Source organism: Corynebacterium sp. HMSC074C05 (assembly GCF_001838325.1).
In the GTDB taxonomy this organism is placed as follows: Bacteria; Actinomycetota; Actinomycetes; order Mycobacteriales; family Mycobacteriaceae; genus Corynebacterium; species Corynebacterium amycolatum.
Genome location: NZ_KV836285.1, coordinates 199,560 through 220,544 on the forward strand (window position 1 = coordinate 199,560; position 20,985 = coordinate 220,544).

The window sequence follows — 20,985 nt, forward strand, 5'->3', positions numbered from 1 at the left end:
GGCACGTGACGCAACGTTTCCGCACTACTTTGCCCCAGTCGGCTCGCTCTCACTCGGAGCGAGTCGCCTGGGTTTTTGTGTTGTCGTGGATTCTTATGCTGACCACTGCCGTGTGCTGGCCGCTCTTTATCCCGCACAAGGCACCGGATGAGGGTCGCTTTGGGGCACCGATGTTTCTGCTGCGCGACATGGTCATCCCCAATCACCCACCGCTTACCGACGCAGCCCTGGGGCTCGGCCCCGCTGCGGCACGAGCAGTTCCGCAGGACACTGCCCTGTGGGCGCTGGGCTACTTTGTGGATGCCAGCCATTGGGTGCGCTTTGCCATGGTTGGCGCCTGCTTAATCGGCGGCCTTGCAGCTGCTGAGCTCGCCCGCAGGCTCACACTCGACAGCGCTGGCGCCGGCGCCAGTGCCACACCTGGTTCGGGGCTTGTTCGAATGACTCCGAGCTTGGTCAGCCAACTGATTGCACCGACGATGCTGCTCTGGAACCCGTTCGTGGTCGAGCGCTTACTGCAGGGGCAGTGGTCACTGGTCATCGCTGTATTGCTACTTCCAGCAGTTGTTCTGGCAACGCAGATGGGCAGTGCTTTGTGGCGCACCAGTGTCATTGCCGCAGCGGGTCTCACACCGACCGGTGCTCTTTTGGCTGGTATCACCGGCCTTGTCGCCGCCCGCAATAACCGCGATCGCGCCTGGATCGCGACCACAACAGTAGCGGTCAGCTCGCCGTGGTTGATCGCATCTTTGCTGAACCCCAGTGCGGCGGGGCCCTCCGATGCGGCTGGCGCTGCCGCATTTGCGGCCAGAGCAGAGGCTCACGTCGGCACGCTCGGCAGCCTGTTGGGGCTGGGTGGCATCTGGAATAAGCAGGCTGTGCCGCTAACTCGCGAGGCCGGTTTTTCAGCGATTATGGTGCTGGTGCTCTTGGTACTCATGGGTCTGGGGTTCCGTCGTGTCTGGGATTCGCGGGAGCGCTGGCGGGGTCTGATGATTGCCGGCGCCGTGAGCATTGTGCTCGTCGCTCTCGCCGCGACAACGCCGGGCATTCTGGTGATGGGCTGGGCGCTGGAGCATATCCCGGGTGCGGGTCTACTTCGCGATGCCCAGAAGTGGATCGCACTCGCCGTCCCCGCCTATGTCATTCTCGCCGCTAGTGGTGCGGAGTACCTGGCGCGCCGCGCGCGTGGCGCCACTGCCGATGTTGGTCAGTGGCTGGCTGCTGGGGTCAGCGCGCTCATCATCATCGCGGCTGTCCCCACGCTACCCGCCGATGTCGCTCCACTGCGCCCCATTCCGTCGTGGGAGGGGTGGTCTGCGGTTTCCGGTGTCGTCGCGCTTGACGACGATAGCGTTGCGGTTCTTCCTGCCGGTTCTTATCGCATCATTAATGGGCGTCCTGTGCTCGATCCGGCTACGAAGATTTTGCCCGCGCCGGTGGTGAGCTCTGGCGAGCTGATCGTCTCGGGGCAATCAGTATCCGGCGAGGGAGCCACAACTGTTGAACGAACGCTACTCGGCGGTGCGACGTCGCCGGCTGAGGTTGATTTAGCCCTCCAGAGTCTTCGAGACCAGGGCATTGGCTGGGTCCTTGTGGAGAATTCGCCCGGCAATTTCGGTGACTCCGCTGACATTGTGGCAGCTTTGGATCCGGTTTATACCACCGCTGACCTGCAGCTATATCATGTTCCCGGCGTTATCAAGCCGACCACGCGACCGAGCCAGGGTGCCTACGCGGCTGCGTGGTTGACCTTTGGAATCTGGGCGCTTTGCCTGCTCGCTGGGCTACTCGCAGCACTGCTGGAAGCGCTACTGCCCCGCCGCAGGTAGCAGCTTGTCCAGAGTTGGGTTCTCCAAGACTTTCAGGACCGCCTCTCCAGTTTTATCCCAGCCAAATTCCGCAGCACGCGCGACACAGGCCTTGGACATTGCGCAATGCAGTTCACCGTCATCGAGAATCTGGCGCGTCTTGGCAATCAGGTCCGCTTCATCGCTGGCCAGCAGACCAGTTTCACCGTCGTTGACCGAATCGCGCAAGCCCGCCGAGGAACGGTAACCGACCGTCGGCACGCCGTGCTGCGCCGATTCAATGACAGCGAGCCCCCAACCCTCCTTGCGAGACGGCATCAGGTGCAGGCACGCCCGGGAGAGGATGCGGTGTTTATCCGCCTCGGTGAGCTGCCCGTGGAAGACGACGTGGTCAGATACGCCCTTGTCACGGGCATATTCCACGAGATTGTCGTGCCACCAGCCCGAGCCAATGACATCGAGAATCGCACCTGGGCGATCCTGAACGAGATCCGCGAGCACGTCGATGGCGTGCTCGATCTGCTTATGCGGAACCAGCCGCGACAGCGTCACCAGATGGGGTGCTGGGCCGTCGCACTCGGACAGGTCAGCCATGATTTCGGTTGACTGCACCTCTTGCGGAATCGGGTCCACTCCATTGCGAATCACCGCAATTCGCCCCGGAGACACTCCGAGTTCTTCCAGCTCAGCGGCACTTGGCTCGGAAACAGTGATGTAGCGGCAGCGACGGTGAATCATCGGCGACAACCGCGACTCAATAAACCACCCAAGCTTGCTGATAATCGGGCCCGCCACTGGCCACTGCTCGCGGTGGCAGTGATGTGTCAGCAACACCGTCGGCGCGCCGGAGAAAATCCGAGCGAAAAAGGGGACGCCATTTTGGGTATCAACCACGACATCGGGCTTGCCACCAAGCACCTTGGCAATTGGCCCGACGCCAAATCTAGCCCCCAGCATCGCGGTCCAAGAGCGCACGTAGACGGAAAAATCTCCACCGGCGCGGGAGAACGTCACTCCGTCACGACGCGACAGTGCCGGTGCGCCTGGGTAGCTGGCCGTGCGGAACACCACGGTGTGGCCTTGGCTGGCAAGGTAACCCGCAACGCGTTCCAAATAGCGCTCACTGCCTCCACCTTCGGGGTGGCCAGTGTCACGCCAACACAACAGTAAGATTTTCATAACAATATGAGCTTAACGCTCGGTGGCGCTTTCTTTGCCGCTTTAGCTCAAATCCATGTTCCACAGCCCATCTAGTCCATTAGATTGATTGACGTGACCAGCTTTCGCTTCCCCGATTTTATTGTTCCACCTGCTCTAAGGGAGCTGCGCAGCTTCGCCACGCTGTCGCGCTCATTCGGGCTGCTCAACGACTTCAAATACGAGCAAACCGATCCCGACATCTTCTACGGACACCTGGCCGAGGACACCATCGGCCTCCTAGAAGGCATCGCGGCTGGCGCGGATGGTGCAGCGGGGTCGACGGGCGCAGGGGGGCCGGCGGGCACGTCGTCAAGCGTTACGACGAACACCGCACTGCGTGGCAAGCGCATCCTTGATGTCGGCGGCGGCCCTGGGTACTTTGGCCGCGCGTTTGCCCAGCGTGGCGTGGAGTATTACACCTGTGAGCCCGATGTGGGCGAGATGGCGGCGGCGGGTATCAAGCTGGAGTCGTCGGTACGCGGATCGGGACTGGAGCTGCCGTTTCGCGATGACGCTTTTGACCTGACGTACTCGTCGAACGTTGCCGAGCACGTACCCGAGCCATGGACGATGGGCGAGGAAATGCTACGCGTGACCAAGCCGGGCGGACTGGTCGTGTACTCGTACACCATTTGGTACGGCCCGTTCGGCGGCCACGAGATGGGGATGACACATTACCTGGGTGGCGACCGCGCGCGGCGCATGTATGAGAAGAAGCACGGCAAGCGGCCGAAAAACTACTTTGGCGAGTCGCTGTTCAAGGTCGGTTGCGGTGAAGGTTTGAAGTGGGCGCGCGCTGCGGCGGAGGCCGGCGACTGCGAACTGCTGGCCGCTTTCCCGCGCTACCACCCGTGGTGGGCCTGGTGGATGGTGCACGTGCCGGGGCTGCGCGAGTTCGCGGTGTCGAACCTGGTGCTGGTGCTGCGGAAGCGGTAGGGGGTCAGTTTCTCTCGGAGCGTGCTCCCCTGACTTCGTATCGTCTGCCACTAGACTGGGAGCTCAAGCATTTTTACTGATTGAGCGGGGATTTTCACTATGAGTGACGCAGACCGGGCACAGCTGCACAGGACTATTTGGAACATCGCCAACGACTTGCGTGGCAGCGTGGATGGTTGGGATTTTAAGTCTTATGTGCTCGGCATGATGTTCTACCGCTTTATCTCGGAGAAGCTCTCCGAGTACATCGATGACGGCGAACGCGCCGCTGGAAATAAGGACGCGGATTACGCTTCCCTTTCTGACAAGGATGCTGAGTGGGGACGCACCAGTATCGTCGAGGAAAAGGGCTACTTCATTTTGCCCTCTGAGTTGTTTACCAACGTCTGCAAACAGGCAGCTGACGAACACTACCGCGAGAACCTCAATGAGCGACTGCAGCAGGTATTCAAAAATATCGAAGCATCCGCAAAAGGCACCGCTAGCGAAAGCGATCTTCAAGGGCTTTTCGACGACATCAACCTGGACAGCAACAAGCTTGGCAACTCGGTCATCGAACGCAATAACAAGATCTACGATCTGATGAAGCATATCGGCAATATGCCTCTCACGGTTAAAGCCGATGACAACTCCATCGACCTATTCGGTGATGCCTACGAATACTTGATGGGCATGTACGCCTCTCAGGCAGGCAAGTCCGGTGGCGAGTACTACACGCCGCAGGAAGTCTCTGAGCTGCTGACTCGAATCACTGTGGTGGGCAAGAAGAGTGTGAACAGGGTGTATGACCCGGCTGTTGGCTCCGGTTCACTGCTGTTGAAGTTCAAGAAGGTGCTGGGCGTGGGCGGTGTCCGCGAGGGCTACTACGGCCAGGAAATCAACCTGACCACGTATAACCTTGCGCGCATCAACATGTTTTTGCACGATGTGAACTTCGACAATTTCGACATTGCGCTGGGCAATACACTCACTGAACCTGCACACTGGGATAACCAGCCGTTTGAGGCAATCGTGTCCAACCCGCCCTACTCCATCAAGTGGGAGGGCGATAACAATCCTCTGCTGATTAACGATCCGCGCTACGCACCGGCAGGCGTCCTTGCGCCGAAGTCAAAGGCTGACTTGGCTTTCACGATGCATATTCTCTCGTGGCTTGCGACGAATGGCACAGCCGCAATTGTTGAGTTCCCCGGTGTGCTTTACCGCGGCGGCGCGGAGAAGAAGATTCGCAAGTACCTGGTGGATAACAACTATGTCGATACGGTTATTCAGTTGCCGCCGGATCTTTTCTTCGGCACCACCATCGCGACCTGCATCATCGTGTTGAAGAAGTCGAAGAAGGACAATTCGGTCCTCTTCATTGACGCCTCCGCAGAGTTTGAGCGCAGTGGTAACAAGAACCGACTGAATGACAAGAACCAGAAGAAGATTCTGGATGCCTTCACTACCCGCGAGGATGTGGAGTATTTCACCAAGCTGGTGCCCGCTGAGGAGATTGCAGAAAACGACTACAACATCGCAGTTTCCTCCTACGTCGAACCCGAGGACACCCGCGAGGTCATTGACATCGTAGAGCTGAATAAGCAGATCGTTGGCATTGTGGAGCGCCAGCGCCAGCTGCGCGAGGCAATCGATGAGATTGTGGCAGATCTTGAGGGAACCCGCACTGATGTCTGACATGAACGGCGACATGAGCATGGCGTCTGCGGGCGAGCTGGTGATGTTCCGCACGGACGACGGCGCTACTCGCATTGAGGTACGGCTTGTCGACGAAACCGTCTGGCTCACCCAGGCCCAGATGGTGGAGCTGTTTCAGTCGTCGAAGGCGAACGTCTCCGAGCACATTAGGAATGTGTTTGCGGAAGGTGAGCTTCCCAGGTCAGAGGCAACTGTTCGGAAATTCCGAACAGTTCAACTCGAAGGCTCAAGGGAAGTTTCGCGCGAGCGGGAGCACTACAACCTCGACGTGATTATCTCCGTGGGTTACCGAGTGAGGTCCTTGCGGGGTACTCAGTTCCGGCAGTGGGCACTAGGCGTTTTGCGCGAATACCTGATTAAGGGCTTCGCCATGGATGATGAGCGGCTGAAAGAGGGCGGTGGCGGAACGTATTGGCGTGAATTGCTGGAGCGCATCCGCGATATTCGCTCTAGTGAGAAGGTCATTCATCGCCAGGTTCTAGATTTGTACGCCACCAGCGTGGATTACGATCCGCGGGCCGCTGTGAGTAAGCAGTTCTTTGCGACGGTCCAGAATAAACTTCATTTTGGTGCTCACGGCCACACGGCAACCGAAGTGGTTTACGAGCGTTCGGATGCCACAAAGCCAAACATGGGGTTGACCAATTGGAAGGGCGAACGCATCACCAAGGCCGAGGTGGAGATTGCCAAGAATTTCCTTGCCGAGGACGAGCTAAAACGCCTAAATACCTTGGTTTCTGCCTACTTCGATGCGGCAGAATTCCGTGCGCAGATGCACCAGCCGACGTACATGGCGGACTGGATGGATCATCTCACCACAATGATTGCGGCCATGGGTGGCAAGTCCTTGGAGGGAGCAGGAACGGTTTCCCACCGCCAAGCGGTACAGAAGGCCCATGAGGAATACGAGAAGTACAAAACTGTGATGGATGCCCAACCGAGTGGTGTGGAACGGGACTATCTCAAGGAAATCACTGCAGTTCAGAAGCAGATCCAGCAACCACCGAAGGAGCAGAAGTGAACCAGATCGAAAAACTCATCGAGGAACTCTGCCCGGATGGTGTGGAGTACAAACCGCTGGGCGAGGTTGGCACTTTCAGTCGTGGGGGTGGGGTCCAGAAGAAAGATTTCACCGAAAGCGGTATCGGCTGTATCCACTACGGACAGATTTATACCCACTACGGAATCTCGGCTACGGAAACTAAGTCATTTGTTTCCTCGTTAACATTCTCTAAAGCAAAGAAAGCTCAACCAGGCGACATTATCATCGCAGATACCAGTGAAAATGATGAAGATTTGTGCAAAGCAGTTGCTTGGCTAGGTGAAGATTCAGTCGCAGTTAGTAACCACACATTGATCTTTACAACTGAATTAAATCCTAAGTTTGTTTCATACTTTCTACGCTCACTACCTTTCCAGAAACAAAAACGAAAGTTTGTTTTCGGCACAAAGGTCCGCTCCATCTCGGGCACGAATATGGGGAAAATCCTCTTGCCATGCCCTCCTTTGGAAATCCAACAAGAAATCGTAAAAATTCTCGATACCTTCCAATCGCTGGAAGCGGAGCTGGAAGCGGAGCTGGAAGCGAGGAAAAAGCAAATTGGATTCTACCGCGACACACTAATCCACACTGACTCGCACCCCTTAATAAAATTTGAGGATATTGCAGAATTCAGGTACGGCCTAACTGCCACTGCCCAAGAAACAGGAAGTTACAGGTTTCTTCGAATTACAGATATTGATGGTAACGGAAAAATCAGAAACCAAGAACGCAAGTTTCTTGATCGCCAAGTAGTTGAGCAAAAATATGTTCTTTCTCCTGGGGATCTATTAATAGCCCGGACAGGAGCATCTTATGGCAAGTGTGCAATCACTGAAGGTGAAGAGCAGGCTGTTTATGCTTCGTTTCTGATTCGAATGAAAGTCGACGAAGAGATTGCAAATCCTCGTTTTGTTTGGCACTTCATGCAAAGCAATCATTACTGGCAGCAGGCTAATTTTTTGGTCAGCAAAGCAGGACAACCCCAATTCAATGCTAATGCGATTAAACGAGTGACTATCCCCGTCCCTCCCCTCGAAGAACAGCAGCGCATCGTCAATATTCTCGATAAGTTCGATGCACTTGTGAACGACCTCACCTCCGGCCTACCTGCCGAGATTGAAGCTCGCCGGAAGCAATACGAGTTCTACCGGGATCAACTACTCACGTTTAAGGAGCTTTCGGCATAAACCAGGGAGGCGTCGGCGAGTTCCAGCGGGACGCCGGACTTCCCTCGCTCCATCAGGTCAGCGATACTTCCGCATTCATCGCCCACCTCCGGATTGTCAGATTAGGCAGTGCCTAATCTGACAATGATTTCGGTTTCTACAGGGACCTTGACGGATTAGTGAGCCGATACCTGCGCGATCGGCCGTTGCCAATGGCAGTGACAATGCCGGTTTCTACCATGACGTCGATACAGGCCTTCACTGTGCCGCGGGAGCTTCCAGACAGAACCATGAGGTCACTTGTAGCGATATCCCCAACCTCACACAGCCACAACATCGTTGCTTTCTGGAGTTCATCCTGATCGGTGGTGAGGTACCGCGCAGGCAAGAATGGCGTCGGTTCAGCTTTGCGCAAGATTGCTCGGCATGTTTCGCCAAGCACCCACACTCCAGCATGGGGGACAATCAGCGGTTCACCCAGTACCGTCGTTTGTCGGGCTGCATCCAGGGCATTGTGAGCCGATTCAGGCCCGGCTTGCAGTCCACGCGCTACCTCCGCAACCGTGACAAATGGGCGCTGAAAAAGTAGATACAACACGATTGCAATGCGGTAATCTTCCTGCCGTGCTTGCGGGATTATCCTTGACATCAGCTCAAGAACTGGCAGCACGGGACTGCCACCCACCAAAGTCGTTTCCACAAACGGGCCCGCTACTTCTTCAATGGTGGGCGGCCGATGCCCCAGGGCAATCATCGATTGGTACATGCGATCCACCCCAACACCCTGCTTGTCTACGAGCCCAATTGCGCGATACACATCAGCCAGAGCGGGGTAACGAGCAGAACGGTTACTTAACACATTGTTTTCGGTGATTGCTCCTGGAAAACCACCGGGGCTTCGCACAATCAAGGTGCTGTCGAGCTCAATCCATCGCACATCAATGGCTTCGCTTCGATTCCAATCGCGGTGAATCATGGCATTTAGCATCGCCTCACGCACTGCACCGCGTGGAATCTCTGGTACCGGCTTATGTACGAACCCCTCCACCACAGTGTTGTTTTTATTCACCACATTCAGAGCCTGCTCTATGTACGCAAGCTGCTCAAGACACGACTTCTCAGGTTCCGGCACCACTCTGTTAAGCACCTGACCACCGTGAACATCAAAAATGCTGAGCTCAATAACCATACGCCCTGCCGAAGTAAATAGCTGCTTTCCTGCCATTGATAGGAATCCATTGGCATCAAGAGCACCAATACCGTGCAGCACTTCTTGGTCGGTAAGCTCGGCAAACACTGGGTCCCATTTCCTGGCCAACGCCAGGGCACCGGGACGGACATCGGAAAGTGTTGCGGCACTAACCTGCGCCATTGAATCAAAGCCGTCCTGTGCACGCCGATACTCCCACCATTCCGACCGGTCCACCGGCTTGCACGAATCACCAACACGCCAACGCAGCCTGTTCCCAGTATCTTCAACGGGTTCAGAGGCTGCCGCAACATAGATGACAAGCACTCGCTGGCCCTGCACACGCTTTTCGACAACATCAGGCGCAATATCAATCCGGCTATAGATAGCCTGCCGCAACCAATCTATGTCCAGTTCGGTACCGATAATCCGCCCTGTTTTATCCTCGATTCCAACAATCAAGGCACCGCCACCAGGAGTATTGGCCATGCAGGCCACTTCGTCGGCAAGTTTGTCGGCAGCTGTCGGATTCTCCGACTTACCAGGTTCAATCTGGGAACCTCTACGTCGGCCAGCTTCCTCTTTGAAATCAATCGACTGGGGCTCTTTGGTTTTACGCACACAATCGTCGATTGCCGACTCCAAAATAGCGTCAACTTGAGCTATCAGCTGCTCCCGGCGAACTTCCATTCCCGGCAAAGTCGGAGCCACAGCGAACCACCACCTGGGGATTGTTAGATTAGAGCCCCCTTATTCTAACAGCGGTTGTGGTTTTTGTGGGAACCTTGGTGGATTAGCTGCACCACCCCGTGCTACCCCGGACTCTCTAAGATAGAGACTCATAAAAGTAACGCTTCAAATTAACACTATGGAAAAGGTGCTGGCAGCATGAACCAGGACGGCGTCGGCAAGCGACGAGTAACCAAGTACGACCCGATCGCTGTCGGTGAGCAGAGCACCGTCGTCGCGGAGTACCAGGCCGAGGAGCGCACCTCGGAGGACTACCAAACCGAGGCGCAACTGGAGCAAGAACTCATCGACATCCTCCAGTCACAGGCCTACGACTACCTGCCTATCCACAGCGAAGCAGATCTCGTTGCCAACCTTCGCCGCCAACTAGAAATCCTCAACCACGTCACCTTCAGCGACGCGGAATGGGAACGGTTCTATCGCACCTGCATCACCAGCGCCAACGACGGAATCAAGGAAAAGACCCGTCGCATCCACGAAGACCACATTCAGGTTCTTACGCGTGACGACGGCACAAGCAAAAACATCCGACTGCTGGATAAAGCAAATATCCATAACAACCGGCTGCAGGTCATTAACCAGTACGAGGTGGAAAAGGGCGAAGGTGGTGCGAAACACTCCAATCGTTACGACGTCACCATCCTGGTCAATGGCCTTCCCATGGTGCATATCGAACTCAAGCGTCGTGGCGTAGAGCTGCGTGAAGCCTTTAACCAGATCAGGCGCTACCAGCGCGACTCTTTCTGGTCTGGTGACGGTTTGTTCGATTATGTGCAGCTGTTTGTCATCAGTAACGGCACTCTGACCAAGTACTACTCCAACACCACCCGTGAACTGCACATCAAGGAAACGGGAGGAAAAGGCCGCCCAGCACGCGGTGCTAAGAGCTTTGAATTCACATCGTGGTGGGCTGACGCAAACAACCAACCCATCCGGGATCTTGTTGGCTTCACTAAGACATTCCTGTCCAAGCACTCGCTTCTCAATATTCTGACTAAGTTCTGCGTCTTCACCGCTGCGGAAGAACTACTGGTGATGCGCCCGTACCAGATCGTCGCCGCTGAGAAGATTCTGCAACGAATTGAGATTTCCAATAACTATCGTGAACGCCTGGGCACCACGGAGGCCGGCGGCTACATCTGGCACACGACCGGTTCGGGGAAAACCCTCACCTCATTCAAAGCCGCACAGCTGGCTAGCAAACTTTCGCATGTCGATAAGGTCCTTTTTGTCGTCGACCGCAAGGACCTCGACTACCAAACCATGCGTGAGTACGACCGCTTCCAAAAGGGTGCTGCCAACTCCAACACCTCGACCGCCGTGCTGAAGAAGCAGCTGGAAGACGACGATGCGGCCATCATCATCACCACAATTCAGAAGCTGTCGAACTTCATCGCAGGCAACAAGCACCACGATGTCTACAGCAAGCACGTAGTCATCATCTTCGACGAATGCCACCGCTCCCAATTTGGCGACATGCACACTGCCATCACTAAGGCATTCAAGAAGTACAACCTCTTCGGATTCACCGGGACACCCATCTTCGCTGACAACTCCACCAGCGGCACCAAGGCCAACCTCAAAACCACCGAGCAGGCTTTCGGCAAACGACTCCACGCCTACACCATCGTTGACGCCATCACCGATAAAAATGTCCTGCCCTTCCGGATCGACTACGTCAACACCATCTCGGTTGGAAACGTTAAGGACAAGGAAGTCACAGGCATCGATACTGAAGGCGCACTCCTGGCCGAGCCACGCCTAAAAAACGTCGTCGACTACACGCTCGAACACTTCGCGCAGAAAACGAAGCGGGAAACCTTCTACGAACACCGCGTTGTCGAGAACGTATCCGCCTCAGCAAAGGCCCGGCACCGCGGTCGAATTAAGGAAATAAAGAAAAATCAACGAGTTCGTGGCTTCAATGCTATCTTCGCCACCGCTTCTGTTGAGGCTGCCTACACCTACTACAGCCTCTTCAAAGAAGCGCAAGCGTCACTGCCGGAAGCAGAGCGGCTGAAAATTGCCATGATTTACTCATTCGCGCCAAATGAGGCCGAAAAGGATGAGTCACCGACGATTCCGTCGTCAAGCGAAAAGAAAAGCGCTGCGGCAGCTACTGCCGTGGCCGACGAGACAGGCTTGCTCCTTGAAGAAGACATGGAGCCCGAGCAGCTACCCAAGGTTGCGCGCGATTACCTGGAAGCGGCGATTGCCGACTACAACGGGTATTTCAAAACCAACTACGACACCTCCGCCGAAAAATTTCAGAACTACTACAAAGACCTCTCCCTGCGAATGAAAAACAGGGAAGTCGATATGACCATCGTGGTCAACATGTTCCTCACCGGATTCGACGCCACCACCTTGAACACCCTGTTCGTGGACAAAAACCTGAAGTACCACGGGTTGATTCAGGCATTCTCGCGTACCAACCGAATCCTCAACTCAGTCAAGACGTACGGCAACATTGTCTGCTTCCGAGACCTCGAAGACGCCACGAATGAGGCGCTGCGGCTCTTCGGCGACACCGATGCGCAAAGCGTAGTGCTGCTCAAGCCCTACGCGGATTACTTTGCGGAATACGCCAAGTTGGTGAATCAGCTGCTCCAGGAATATCCACTGAACAAGGTCATTGTTGGCGAGAAGGCGAAAAAGGAGTTCATCAAGCTTTTCGGCGCGATTCTGCGTGTCCAAAACATCCTGACCTCCTTCGACCAATTCGCCGATGACGCGCTGCTGACGCCTCGCCAGGAGCAGGACTACCGCAGTATCTACCTCGACCTGTTCGCGGAATTCCGTACTGAAAGCGACGGGGAACGGGAGTCCATCAACGAAGATGTGGTCTTCGAGATGGAGCTGATTAAGCAGGTAGAGATCAATGTCGACTACATTCTCATGCTCGTCGAGCAATACCGTGAAACTCACGGTAGCGACGAGAGAGAAGAAATTCGTGCCCAGATTTCTCGTGCTGCAAACTCCAGCCCATCGCTGCGGAACAAGCGCGACCTGATTGAAGAGTTCGTCAACACCGTGAGCCTGACCCAGCCCGTTGACGAGCAATGGGAAGAATTCATCAGGACCAAACGCACGGAAGAACTCAATGCGATCATCACTGAAGAAAAGCTGCGGATGCCCACTGCGCAATCTTTCATTGAAGAGGCGCTGACCACCGGCATTGTCAGCACGCTTGGCACCGGAATTGTTCGAGTTCTTCCGCCAATGTCGCGGTTTACTCCGGGTAATGAGCGCGAGAAGGTCAAGACGCGGGTGCTGCAGCGCATCCAGGCCTTTGTCGAGCGCTATCGGAACTTGGGGTTCGCGCAGGATGATGGAGAGGCGGCTTGATGGTTGCGGACGGGCGTAACGATTGGGCCTTCACATGGCAGACCGTTACCGCCTCGCTTCCGCGAAGCTGTGTTTAAAAATACTTATGTAATTACCCCCGGTTTCTCCCATAACCGCAGGTGAAATGGTGCGGTTGGCCGCTTTTCCCTACAACACCCCTCAAACCCCCCCCGCCAGTCCGCCTTTCGTTATAGAGTGACGCACGACACTTTACGACGAATCTGTGAGGTAAAAACACATGACTTCCGCCACCATTCAGCCGGGCGGCGAAGCCTTCATCTACGAGGCAATTCGCACCCCGCGCGGCAAGGGCAAGAAGGACGGCTCCCTCCACGAGGTACGCCCGGTATCGCTTCTCGTCGGCCTCATCGACGAAATCCGCAATCGTTTCCCTGACCTGGACGAAGAGCGCATCAGCGACCTCATCGTGGGCTGCGTCAGCCCAGTCGGCGACCAGGGTGCGGATATTGCCCGTACCGCAGCACTCACCGCAGGTCTGCCGTACCGCACTGGCGGTGTCCAGATCAACCGCTTCTGCGCTTCCGGCCTCTCCGCCATCAACCTGGCTGCTCAGAAGGTCCGCTCCGGCATGGACGAGCTCGTTCTCGCCGGTGGCGTGGAGTCCATGTCCCGCGTGCCAATGATGTCCGACGGTGGCGCAATGGCAATGGACGCACAGGTCTCGTTCGCGACCGACTTCGTCCCGCAGGGTATCTCCGCTGACCTGATCGCATCGCTCGACGGCTTTGACCGCGAGTCCCTCGACGAGATGGCAGCACTCTCCCACGCTCGTGCTGCAAAGGCATGGTCTGAGGGTCGCTTCGACCGCTCGGTCGTCCCAGTCAAGGACGCTAACGGTCTGACCATCCTCGACCGCGATGAAACCATTCGCGAAGGCGTCTCCGCAGAGTCCCTCTCCGGCCTGCGCGCAGCCTTCACCATGATGGGCGAGCAGGGCGGCTTCGACGCAGTTGCTCTGAAGAAGTACCCGCAGCTCGAGCAGATCAACCACGTCCACCACGCAGGTAACTCCTCCGGCATCGTCGACGGCGCTGCACTGACCCTGGTTGGTTCTGAGAAGGCCGGCGCTGACATGGGGCTCACCCCACGCGCACGCGTTGTCGCCACCGCAGTCAATGGTGTCGAGCCGACCATCATGCTGACCGGCATCGAGCCGGCTGTCCGCGAGGCTCTGGCCAAGGCAAACCTGACCGTCGACGATATCGACGTGTGGGAAATCAACGAGGCGTTTGCCGCCGTCGTCAAGCACGCTCAGCAGAACCTGGGCATCGACTACGACAAGCTCAACATCAACGGTGGCGCAATGGCCATGGGTCACCCGCTGGGTGCAACCGGTGCCATGATCACCGGCGCCGCAATCGACGAGCTGCACCGCACCGGTGGCCGCTACGCCCTCATCTCGCTCTGCGTGGCTGGCGGCATGGGTGTTGCAACCATCATCGAGCGCGTCTAAAGCAAACCGGAACGAAACTCACAGCGACAATTACCGCGGTCACACCGCGATAACCACAAAGGACTGACTGATTTATGAGCACAGATAACATGTTCCGGTGGGATCAGGACGACGCCGGAATCGTCACCCTCACCATGGATGACCCGAATGCACCGGTCAACACCATGAACCAGACCTTCCAGGACGACATCCGCGCCACCGTGGCGCGCCTGGAAAACGAAATTGGCGACGGCTCTGAGACCTCCATCAAGGGCATTATCATCACCTCTGCGAAGAAGACTTTCTTCGCAGGTGGCGACATCAAGCAGATGTCCAAGGCCACTGAGGACGATGCAGCTGACATGTTCAACATGGTCGAGGACATGAAGGCTTCCCTGCGTCGCCTGGAGAAGCTCCCGGTGCCGATTGTTGCTGCCATCAACGGCGCAGCACTGGGCGGCGGCCTCGAGGTCGCACTGGCTGCTAACCACCGCGTTGCTGCCGATGCCCGCGGTTCCAAGATTGGCCTGCCGGAGGTCACCCTCGGCCTGCTGCCGGGTGGCGGCGGCGTCTCCCGCGTCGTTCGCATGCTGGGCATTCAGGACGCGCTGATGAAGGTCATTCTGACCGGCGCGCAGATGAACCCGGGCAAGGCTCTCGCAGCTGGCCTCGTTGACGAGGTTGTTGCTCCGGAGCAGCTCATCGACACTGCTCGTGCATGGCTGACCAGCGAAGATGCCAAGGCAGCACAGCCGTGGGACGAGAAGGGCTTCAAGATCCCGGGTGGCGACCCGAAGACTCCTAAGTTCGCAATGAACCTGCCGTCCTTCCCGGCAAACCTGACCAAGCAGCTCAAGGGCTCCCCGATGAAGGCTCCGCGCCTTGCTATGCAGGCTGCCATCGAGGGCTCTCAGGTCGACATCGACACCGCACTGCGTATCGAGTCCCGCTACTTCACCGAGCTGGTCACCGGTACCCAGTCGAAGAACATGATGCAGGCGTTCTTCTTCGACCTCAACCACGCTCAGGGCGGCGGCTCCCGTCCGCTGCAAGCTGACGGCACCCCGTACCCGAAGCGCGAGTTCAAGAAGGTTGCCGTTGTCGGCGCCGGCATGATGGGCGCAGGTATTGCATACGTGTGTGCAAAGGCTGGCATGGAAGTTGTCCTGAAGGACATTTCCCTGGAGAACGCCGAGCGCGGCAAGGCCTACTCCGAGGGTCTGGAGGCCAAGGCTCTCAAGCGCGGTCGCACCACTGAGGAGAAGTCCGCAGCACTGCTGAACCGCATCAAGCCGACCGAATCCTACGATGACCTGTCCGACGTCGACCTGGTCATCGAGGCCGTCTTCGAGAACACCGACCTCAAGCACAAGGTTCACGCCGAGATCGAGGCCGCAGTTCCGGAGACCTGCATCCTGGGCTCCAACACCTCCACCCTGCCGATTACCGAGCTGGCTTCCCACGTCAAGCGTGAGAAGGACTTCATCGGTCTGCACTTCTTCTCCCCGGTGGACAAGATGCAGCTGATCGAGATCATCTCCGGCGACAACACCGACCCAGCTATCCTCGCCGCTTCGCTGGACTTCGCTGTTGCGATCCGCAAGATTCCGATTGTCGTCACCGACTCTCGCGGTTTCTACACTTCCCGCGTCATCGGCACCGTCATCAACGAGGCTCTGCGCATGGTTGCCGAGGGCTATGACCCGGCCATCATCGAGGCCGCTGGCCGCCAGGCTGGTTACCCGGCACCGCAGCTCCAGCTTGCCGACGAGCTGAACCTCAAGCTCATGGAGAAGATCGCTGGCGAGACCCGCGCTGCCGCCGAGGCTGCAGGTCAGCCCCTGGACGAGGGCGGCGTGCCGGCTCTGGTCGAGGCCATGCTGCACAAGTTCGAGCGCCCGGGCAAGCTCGAGGGCAAGGGCTTCTACGAGTACGTCGACGGCAAGCGCTCCGGTCTCTGGCCGGGCCTGTTCAATGAGCTCCGTGAGGAGCTGAACATCGCCCCGATCGCTCCGGAGGACACCGACCTGCAGGAGCTGGTCGACCGCATGCTCTTCATCGAGGCCATCGAGACTCAGAAGTGCGTCGACGAGGGCGTTCTGCTTCACGACGCCGACGGCAACATCGGCTCCATCTTCGGTATCGGCTACCCGGCCTGGACCGGTGGTACTCGCCAGTTCATTAAGAACTACGACGGCGCCACTGTTGTCGACCCGGCCGCAGCTCACCCGGAGCGCCGCGGCGTCGCGGGCTTCGTCGAGCGCGCCGAAGAGCTGGCCGCTAAGCACGGTGAGCGCTTCAACGCTCCGGAGTCCCTGAAGAAGTAGGACTACCCCGAGCGCACCCCGGTTGCTGGAATTGTTCCAGTAACCGGGGTTTTTCGCCTTCGAGGCCACGTCAACGGACGTAGCACCGCTGAACGCACCAGCGCGCCAACCCCAATTCGGCCTACCCGTTAAACTGCGCACATGGCTAGAAACGTCGCTGATCTGCCCACCGCACTGCCTGAACTCGCTATCGACCAGCAGGGGTTTGATGCCCCATCGCCGCAGTTGGTCATGCTTAACGACGAGCTCGCAACCCAACTCGGCCTCTCCCCGCAGTGGCTTCGCTCGGAGGCTGGCCTGAAGTTCCTCACTGGCCACGGCGCCGATCACGGAGTCGGCCAGGAAACCGATACCCCACTCGGCGCATACACAACCCCGATTGCCACGGCCTATGCCGGCCACCAGTTCGGCAACTTCGCAGGCCTACTCGGTGATGGTCGCGCACTCTTGCTTGCCACAGTTGAAGCTGAACCGGGGCTGACTGGGCTGCACTGTCCGCCTAACCAGCCCGACTGCCCCAAAGAGACAACCCACAGCGACAACACCCAGGCCTACGAGATTCAGGCGAAAGGCACCGGCCCCACGCCCTTCTCCCGTGGCGGTGACGGCAAAGCCACGCTGACCTCCGCCCTGCGGGAGTACCTCATCAGCGAAGCCATGTATGCACTCGGCATCCCCACCACCCGCGCGCTGGCGGTCATCAAAACTGGCGAAGAGATTTACCGCGGCTCGCAAACCCCATTCGACAACACCGACCCCACCACCGAACTTCAACCGGGCGGCATCGTCGTGCGCGTAGCATCCAGCCACCTGCGAGTTGGCACGTTCGAGCTGGTCGCATGCTCCGGAGCGGACACCGGAGTCATGGATCGGCTCATCGAGTTCGCCGCGCAGCGGCATGGCTACGAGGGTTCGGCGGAGTCGGTTCTCCGGGACGTCGTCAAGCGGCAAGCCAATCTCGTTGCGGCGTGGCTGGCCTGTGGATTTGTCCACGGCGTGATGAACACCGACAATGCCAGCATCGCGGGCGAGACCATCGACTTCGGGCCGTGTGCGTTTCTGGATGCGCACGACCCCCGGGCGGTGTTTAGCAGCATTGATCGAGGCGGTCGATACGCGTTCGGCGCGCAGCCGACGATTGCCGGGTGGAACATGTCGAAGCTTGCGGAGACTTTGCTACCGCATTTCGCAGGCACCCCGGAGGAAGCCCTCGCACGCGCCCGCGACCTCCTGGGCGAATTCGCCGACGAGTTCACCGATGCGCTCAGCCGCAGGTGGCTGCCCAAGTTGGGGATTCTCCCCTCGCTTTACGACGACCCGCTGGCCATCCCCCTGGTGCAGCAGTGGCAGGCGTTGCTGGCGAAGTTTGGGCTCGACCATACGAATGCTCATCGGGCGCTGATTGAGGTTCTGGCCGATGGTGATGGGGATACAGTTGCTGCGTTGGCTGCGCTGACCAGGCTGACCGCTGATCCTGCGTTCCCCGCCGCCGCGGCTGAGTGGGGGCAGTTGTGGAAGCAGACGCGGGAAGAGCTGGGAATCGACCAGACGACGGCCCTGACACTTATGGAGGAAACGAATCCGCTGTATATTCCGCGAAACTACCTGGTCACGGAAGCGTTAGCGGCGGCAGGGGCGACAGGAGAAGCAGGGGCGGGGGATTTGGCCGCCTACCGGCACCTGCTGGAGGCGGTAACCAACCCCTTTGAGTTGCAAGACGTCCCAGCGGGGTTCACTGAGCCGGCACCGCGGGAGTTGGGGGCTTTCCACTCGTACTGCGGGACTTAATGCGCTGGCTTGGCGGCGCTCCGGCGCCCCTCTACCAAGCCCCAAAGCCCACTTCACGACACGGGTGTCACCTCGTGCCAACTGTGGAGGTGGCATGAGGTGACATAGCTGTCGTGAAGTCGCGGATGGGACCCGCGGATGGGACCCGCGGATGGGGCCCGACGCGGGTGGCCAAAACGCGGATGGGGCCTGGCTGAGCGCCAGCATCGCGGAGCACCAGAGGACAACCCCTGCGGGGGTGCCAGGATGTTACAACGTTTCACCACTGCACAGGATTAACTCCCCAATCGAGGGTAAAAGACACCGTCAAATAAGGGATGGTTCGCCTGATCAATACTCATATGTTTTTTGGACTTGTAAGGTTAGACACTGTATTGAACGGTCGTATCCAAACCTTAGAGTCCACCACACCCAAGGTTTCACCACCGCCATTGCTAAGCAGCTGGGAGGTGGGTATCTAAGTCGTTTGGAGTGAGCCGATCACCAAATTCATATCGCCTAGCTGGCAGAATCTAGAAAGGCTCGCGATGCATAGACCCGTTGCCTCCGGCCCCTTCCACACCCGGCAGAAACTCCGGCGGAAGCTCCGACAGCGAGAGAAGTTCCGTGCCACAAAACTGCACGCAACAACGCTCAGCGAAAAAGGAAAGTTCACGCTGCATGTCCGCCAAATTCTGGCGGCTTTGCTGGTAATCGCCTTGCCAGGAAGCGCACTTGCTGCCTGCAGCACTGACCAGCAACAGGTCGGCGCCGGGTTCATTGTGGTTCAGAACTCCGAACCGCAGTCGCCGCTGTACACCACTGACACCAATGAAACCGGTGGTGGCGATATCCTCCGCATGCTCTACTCAGGTCTGGTGCGCTACGACACCGACGGCTCGATGATCCTGGACCATGCGGCAGAAATTAAGCCCAACGAGGACTCGACTCATTTCGACATCACGCTGAAACCGGGCTGGACCTTCCACAACGGCGAACCAGTCACCGCGCAGAGCTACATCGATGCCTGGAATTACGCTGCCTACGGCCCGAACCTGCAGAAGCAGCAGTCCTTCTTCGCAAACGTGCAGGGCTTTGATGCTGTCTCGGGAGAAAAGGCCACGGAGAAAACACTCTCCGGTCTGAAAAAGGTCGACGATCTGAAGTTCACCGTAGATCTGACCACCCCAGATTCCTCCTTCCCGCTCAGCCTCGGCTATGTCGCGTTTATGCCACTGCCGAAGGCAGCGTTCGAAGACAAGAAGGCTTTCGGTGAACACCCAATCGGCAATGGCCCGTACAAGATGGCCGAAGGCCGCGCTTGGCTGCACAACAACCAGCTAACCGTGGTCCGCAATGATGACTTCGCCGGTGAGCACAAGGCCCGTAACAACGGCCTGGTATACCGATTCTACTCGGACGTGGACACCGCATACGCAGACCTCCAGGCAGGCCGCCTGGACACGCTGCCACGCACAATTCCACCAACGGCGCTGGCCAGCTTCGAAACCGATTTCCCCGACTCCAGCGCAAACGTCCCGACCTCCTCTTCGCAGTACTTCGCAATTCCGCGAAATCTGCCAGGTTTTTCGGGTGAAGAGGGCAAGCTTCGTCGTCAAGCGATTTCCATGGCGATTGACCGGAAACTAATCACCGAGAAGATTTTCTTCGATACCCGCACCCCGGCGCGCGAGTTCAGCTCGTTGACGCTCGGCGACCTTGACCCGAACGTACCTGGCCAAGAGGTGCTGGAATACAACCCGAAGAAGGCTCGCCAACTGTGGGCCGAGGCCAACAAAATTGCGCCGTTTACTGGCTCGTTCGACATTGCCTACAACGCCGACGGCGGACACCAGCAGTGGGTCGAAGCGGTGACCAACATGATTGGCGAGACCCTCGGCATCGATTCCCACGGTAAGGCCTACCCGACGTTCAAGCAGCTGCGCGATGAAATCTCCAACGAGACCATCACCAGCGGCTACCGCACTGGTTGGGCAGCGGACTACCCATCTGTGGCCAACTACATGCTTCCGCAGTTCGTCACTGGTGGCTCCTCGAATGACAACCACTACTCCAATCCGGAGTTCGACAAGCTAATTCAGGAGGCTGCCTCGGCAAAGAGCGCAGACGATGCCAAGCCAATTTATGTCAAGGCTCAATCTGTGCTGATGGAGGACCTGCCAGCGATTCCGCTGTGGTACCCCAATGCTTCAGTGGCGTGGAACCCGAAGCTGCGCAATGCCGTAGTGATGTGGGACGGCATCTTGGACTACCCAATGATTGAGAAGGACTAGCACC

At 57.8% G+C, this 20,985-nt stretch carries 12 protein-coding genes; 10 read left to right on the plus strand and 2 right to left on the minus strand.

Annotated elements, in window-relative coordinates; all coding sequences use genetic code 11:
* Positions 1 to 5: 5 nt before the first annotated feature.
* Positions 6 to 1,832, plus strand: a complete 1,827-nt coding sequence (locus tag HMPREF3042_RS04235) for an MmpA family trehalose lipid delivery protein (protein ID WP_070856138.1) — start codon at positions 6 to 8, stop codon at positions 1,830 to 1,832.
* Here the strand turns inward: HMPREF3042_RS04235 and HMPREF3042_RS04240 are convergent.
* The gene (locus tag HMPREF3042_RS04240; protein ID WP_070856140.1) at positions 1,812 to 2,990 is read right to left on the minus strand and encodes a glycosyltransferase family 4 protein; all 1,179 of its coding nucleotides are present in this window, start codon (positions 2,988 to 2,990) and stop codon (positions 1,812 to 1,814) included. The genes HMPREF3042_RS04235 and HMPREF3042_RS04240 overlap by 21 nt on opposite strands.
* A gap of 93 nt (positions 2,991 to 3,083) precedes the next feature.
* Between HMPREF3042_RS04240 and HMPREF3042_RS04245 the strand changes: the two genes are divergently transcribed.
* The 4 genes from HMPREF3042_RS04245 to HMPREF3042_RS04260 all read left to right on the plus strand — a co-directional run bounded on the left by HMPREF3042_RS04245 (position 3,084) and on the right by HMPREF3042_RS04260 (position 7,874).
* On the plus strand, positions 3,084 to 3,947 hold the full coding sequence (locus HMPREF3042_RS04245) for a class I SAM-dependent methyltransferase (RefSeq protein WP_224786624.1): 864 nt from the start codon (positions 3,084 to 3,086) through the stop codon (positions 3,945 to 3,947).
* A 99-nt stretch (positions 3,948 to 4,046) separates the two neighbouring features.
* Complete coding sequence (locus HMPREF3042_RS04250) at positions 4,047 to 5,624, plus strand: type I restriction-modification system subunit M (RefSeq protein WP_070856142.1); 1,578 nt, start codon at positions 4,047 to 4,049, stop codon at positions 5,622 to 5,624.
* Positions 5,617 to 6,666: a virulence RhuM family protein gene (locus HMPREF3042_RS04255; protein WP_070856144.1), complete on the plus strand. Its 1,050-nt coding sequence runs from the start codon at positions 5,617 to 5,619 to the stop codon at positions 6,664 to 6,666. Before HMPREF3042_RS04250 ends, HMPREF3042_RS04255 begins: the two co-directional genes overlap by 8 nt.
* Complete coding sequence (locus HMPREF3042_RS04260) at positions 6,663 to 7,874, plus strand: restriction endonuclease subunit S (protein WP_070601000.1); 1,212 nt, start codon at positions 6,663 to 6,665, stop codon at positions 7,872 to 7,874. Before HMPREF3042_RS04255 ends, HMPREF3042_RS04260 begins: the two co-directional genes overlap by 4 nt.
* 136 nt (positions 7,875 to 8,010) lie before the next feature.
* On the opposite strand, the gene HMPREF3042_RS04265 is transcribed toward HMPREF3042_RS04260, so the two are convergent.
* Complete coding sequence (locus HMPREF3042_RS04265; RefSeq protein WP_070856232.1) at positions 8,011 to 9,732, minus strand: DUF5635 domain-containing protein; 1,722 nt, start codon at positions 9,730 to 9,732, stop codon at positions 8,011 to 8,013.
* A gap of 198 nt (positions 9,733 to 9,930) precedes the next feature.
* On the opposite strand from HMPREF3042_RS04265, the gene HMPREF3042_RS04270 reads away from it, so the two are divergent.
* From HMPREF3042_RS04270 to HMPREF3042_RS04290, 5 genes are all read left to right on the plus strand, one after another.
* Positions 9,931 to 13,140, plus strand: a complete 3,210-nt coding sequence (locus tag HMPREF3042_RS04270; protein ID WP_070856146.1) for a type I restriction endonuclease subunit R — start codon at positions 9,931 to 9,933, stop codon at positions 13,138 to 13,140.
* Positions 13,141 to 13,378: 238 nt separating this feature from the next.
* The gene (locus HMPREF3042_RS04275; protein WP_070856148.1) at positions 13,379 to 14,614 is read left to right on the plus strand and encodes an acetyl-CoA C-acetyltransferase; all 1,236 of its coding nucleotides are present in this window, start codon (positions 13,379 to 13,381) and stop codon (positions 14,612 to 14,614) included.
* Between the two features lie 74 nt (positions 14,615 to 14,688).
* Positions 14,689 to 16,920: a 3-hydroxyacyl-CoA dehydrogenase NAD-binding domain-containing protein gene (locus HMPREF3042_RS04280; RefSeq protein WP_070856150.1), complete on the plus strand. Its 2,232-nt coding sequence runs from the start codon at positions 14,689 to 14,691 to the stop codon at positions 16,918 to 16,920.
* A gap of 141 nt (positions 16,921 to 17,061) precedes the next feature.
* Complete coding sequence (locus tag HMPREF3042_RS04285) at positions 17,062 to 18,708, plus strand: protein adenylyltransferase SelO family protein (protein WP_070856152.1); 1,647 nt, start codon at positions 17,062 to 17,064, stop codon at positions 18,706 to 18,708.
* Between the two features lie 527 nt (positions 18,709 to 19,235).
* Positions 19,236 to 20,981: a peptide ABC transporter substrate-binding protein gene (locus HMPREF3042_RS04290; RefSeq protein ID WP_070856154.1), complete on the plus strand. Its 1,746-nt coding sequence runs from the start codon at positions 19,236 to 19,238 to the stop codon at positions 20,979 to 20,981.
* The last annotated feature ends 4 nt before the right edge of the window (positions 20,982 to 20,985 follow it).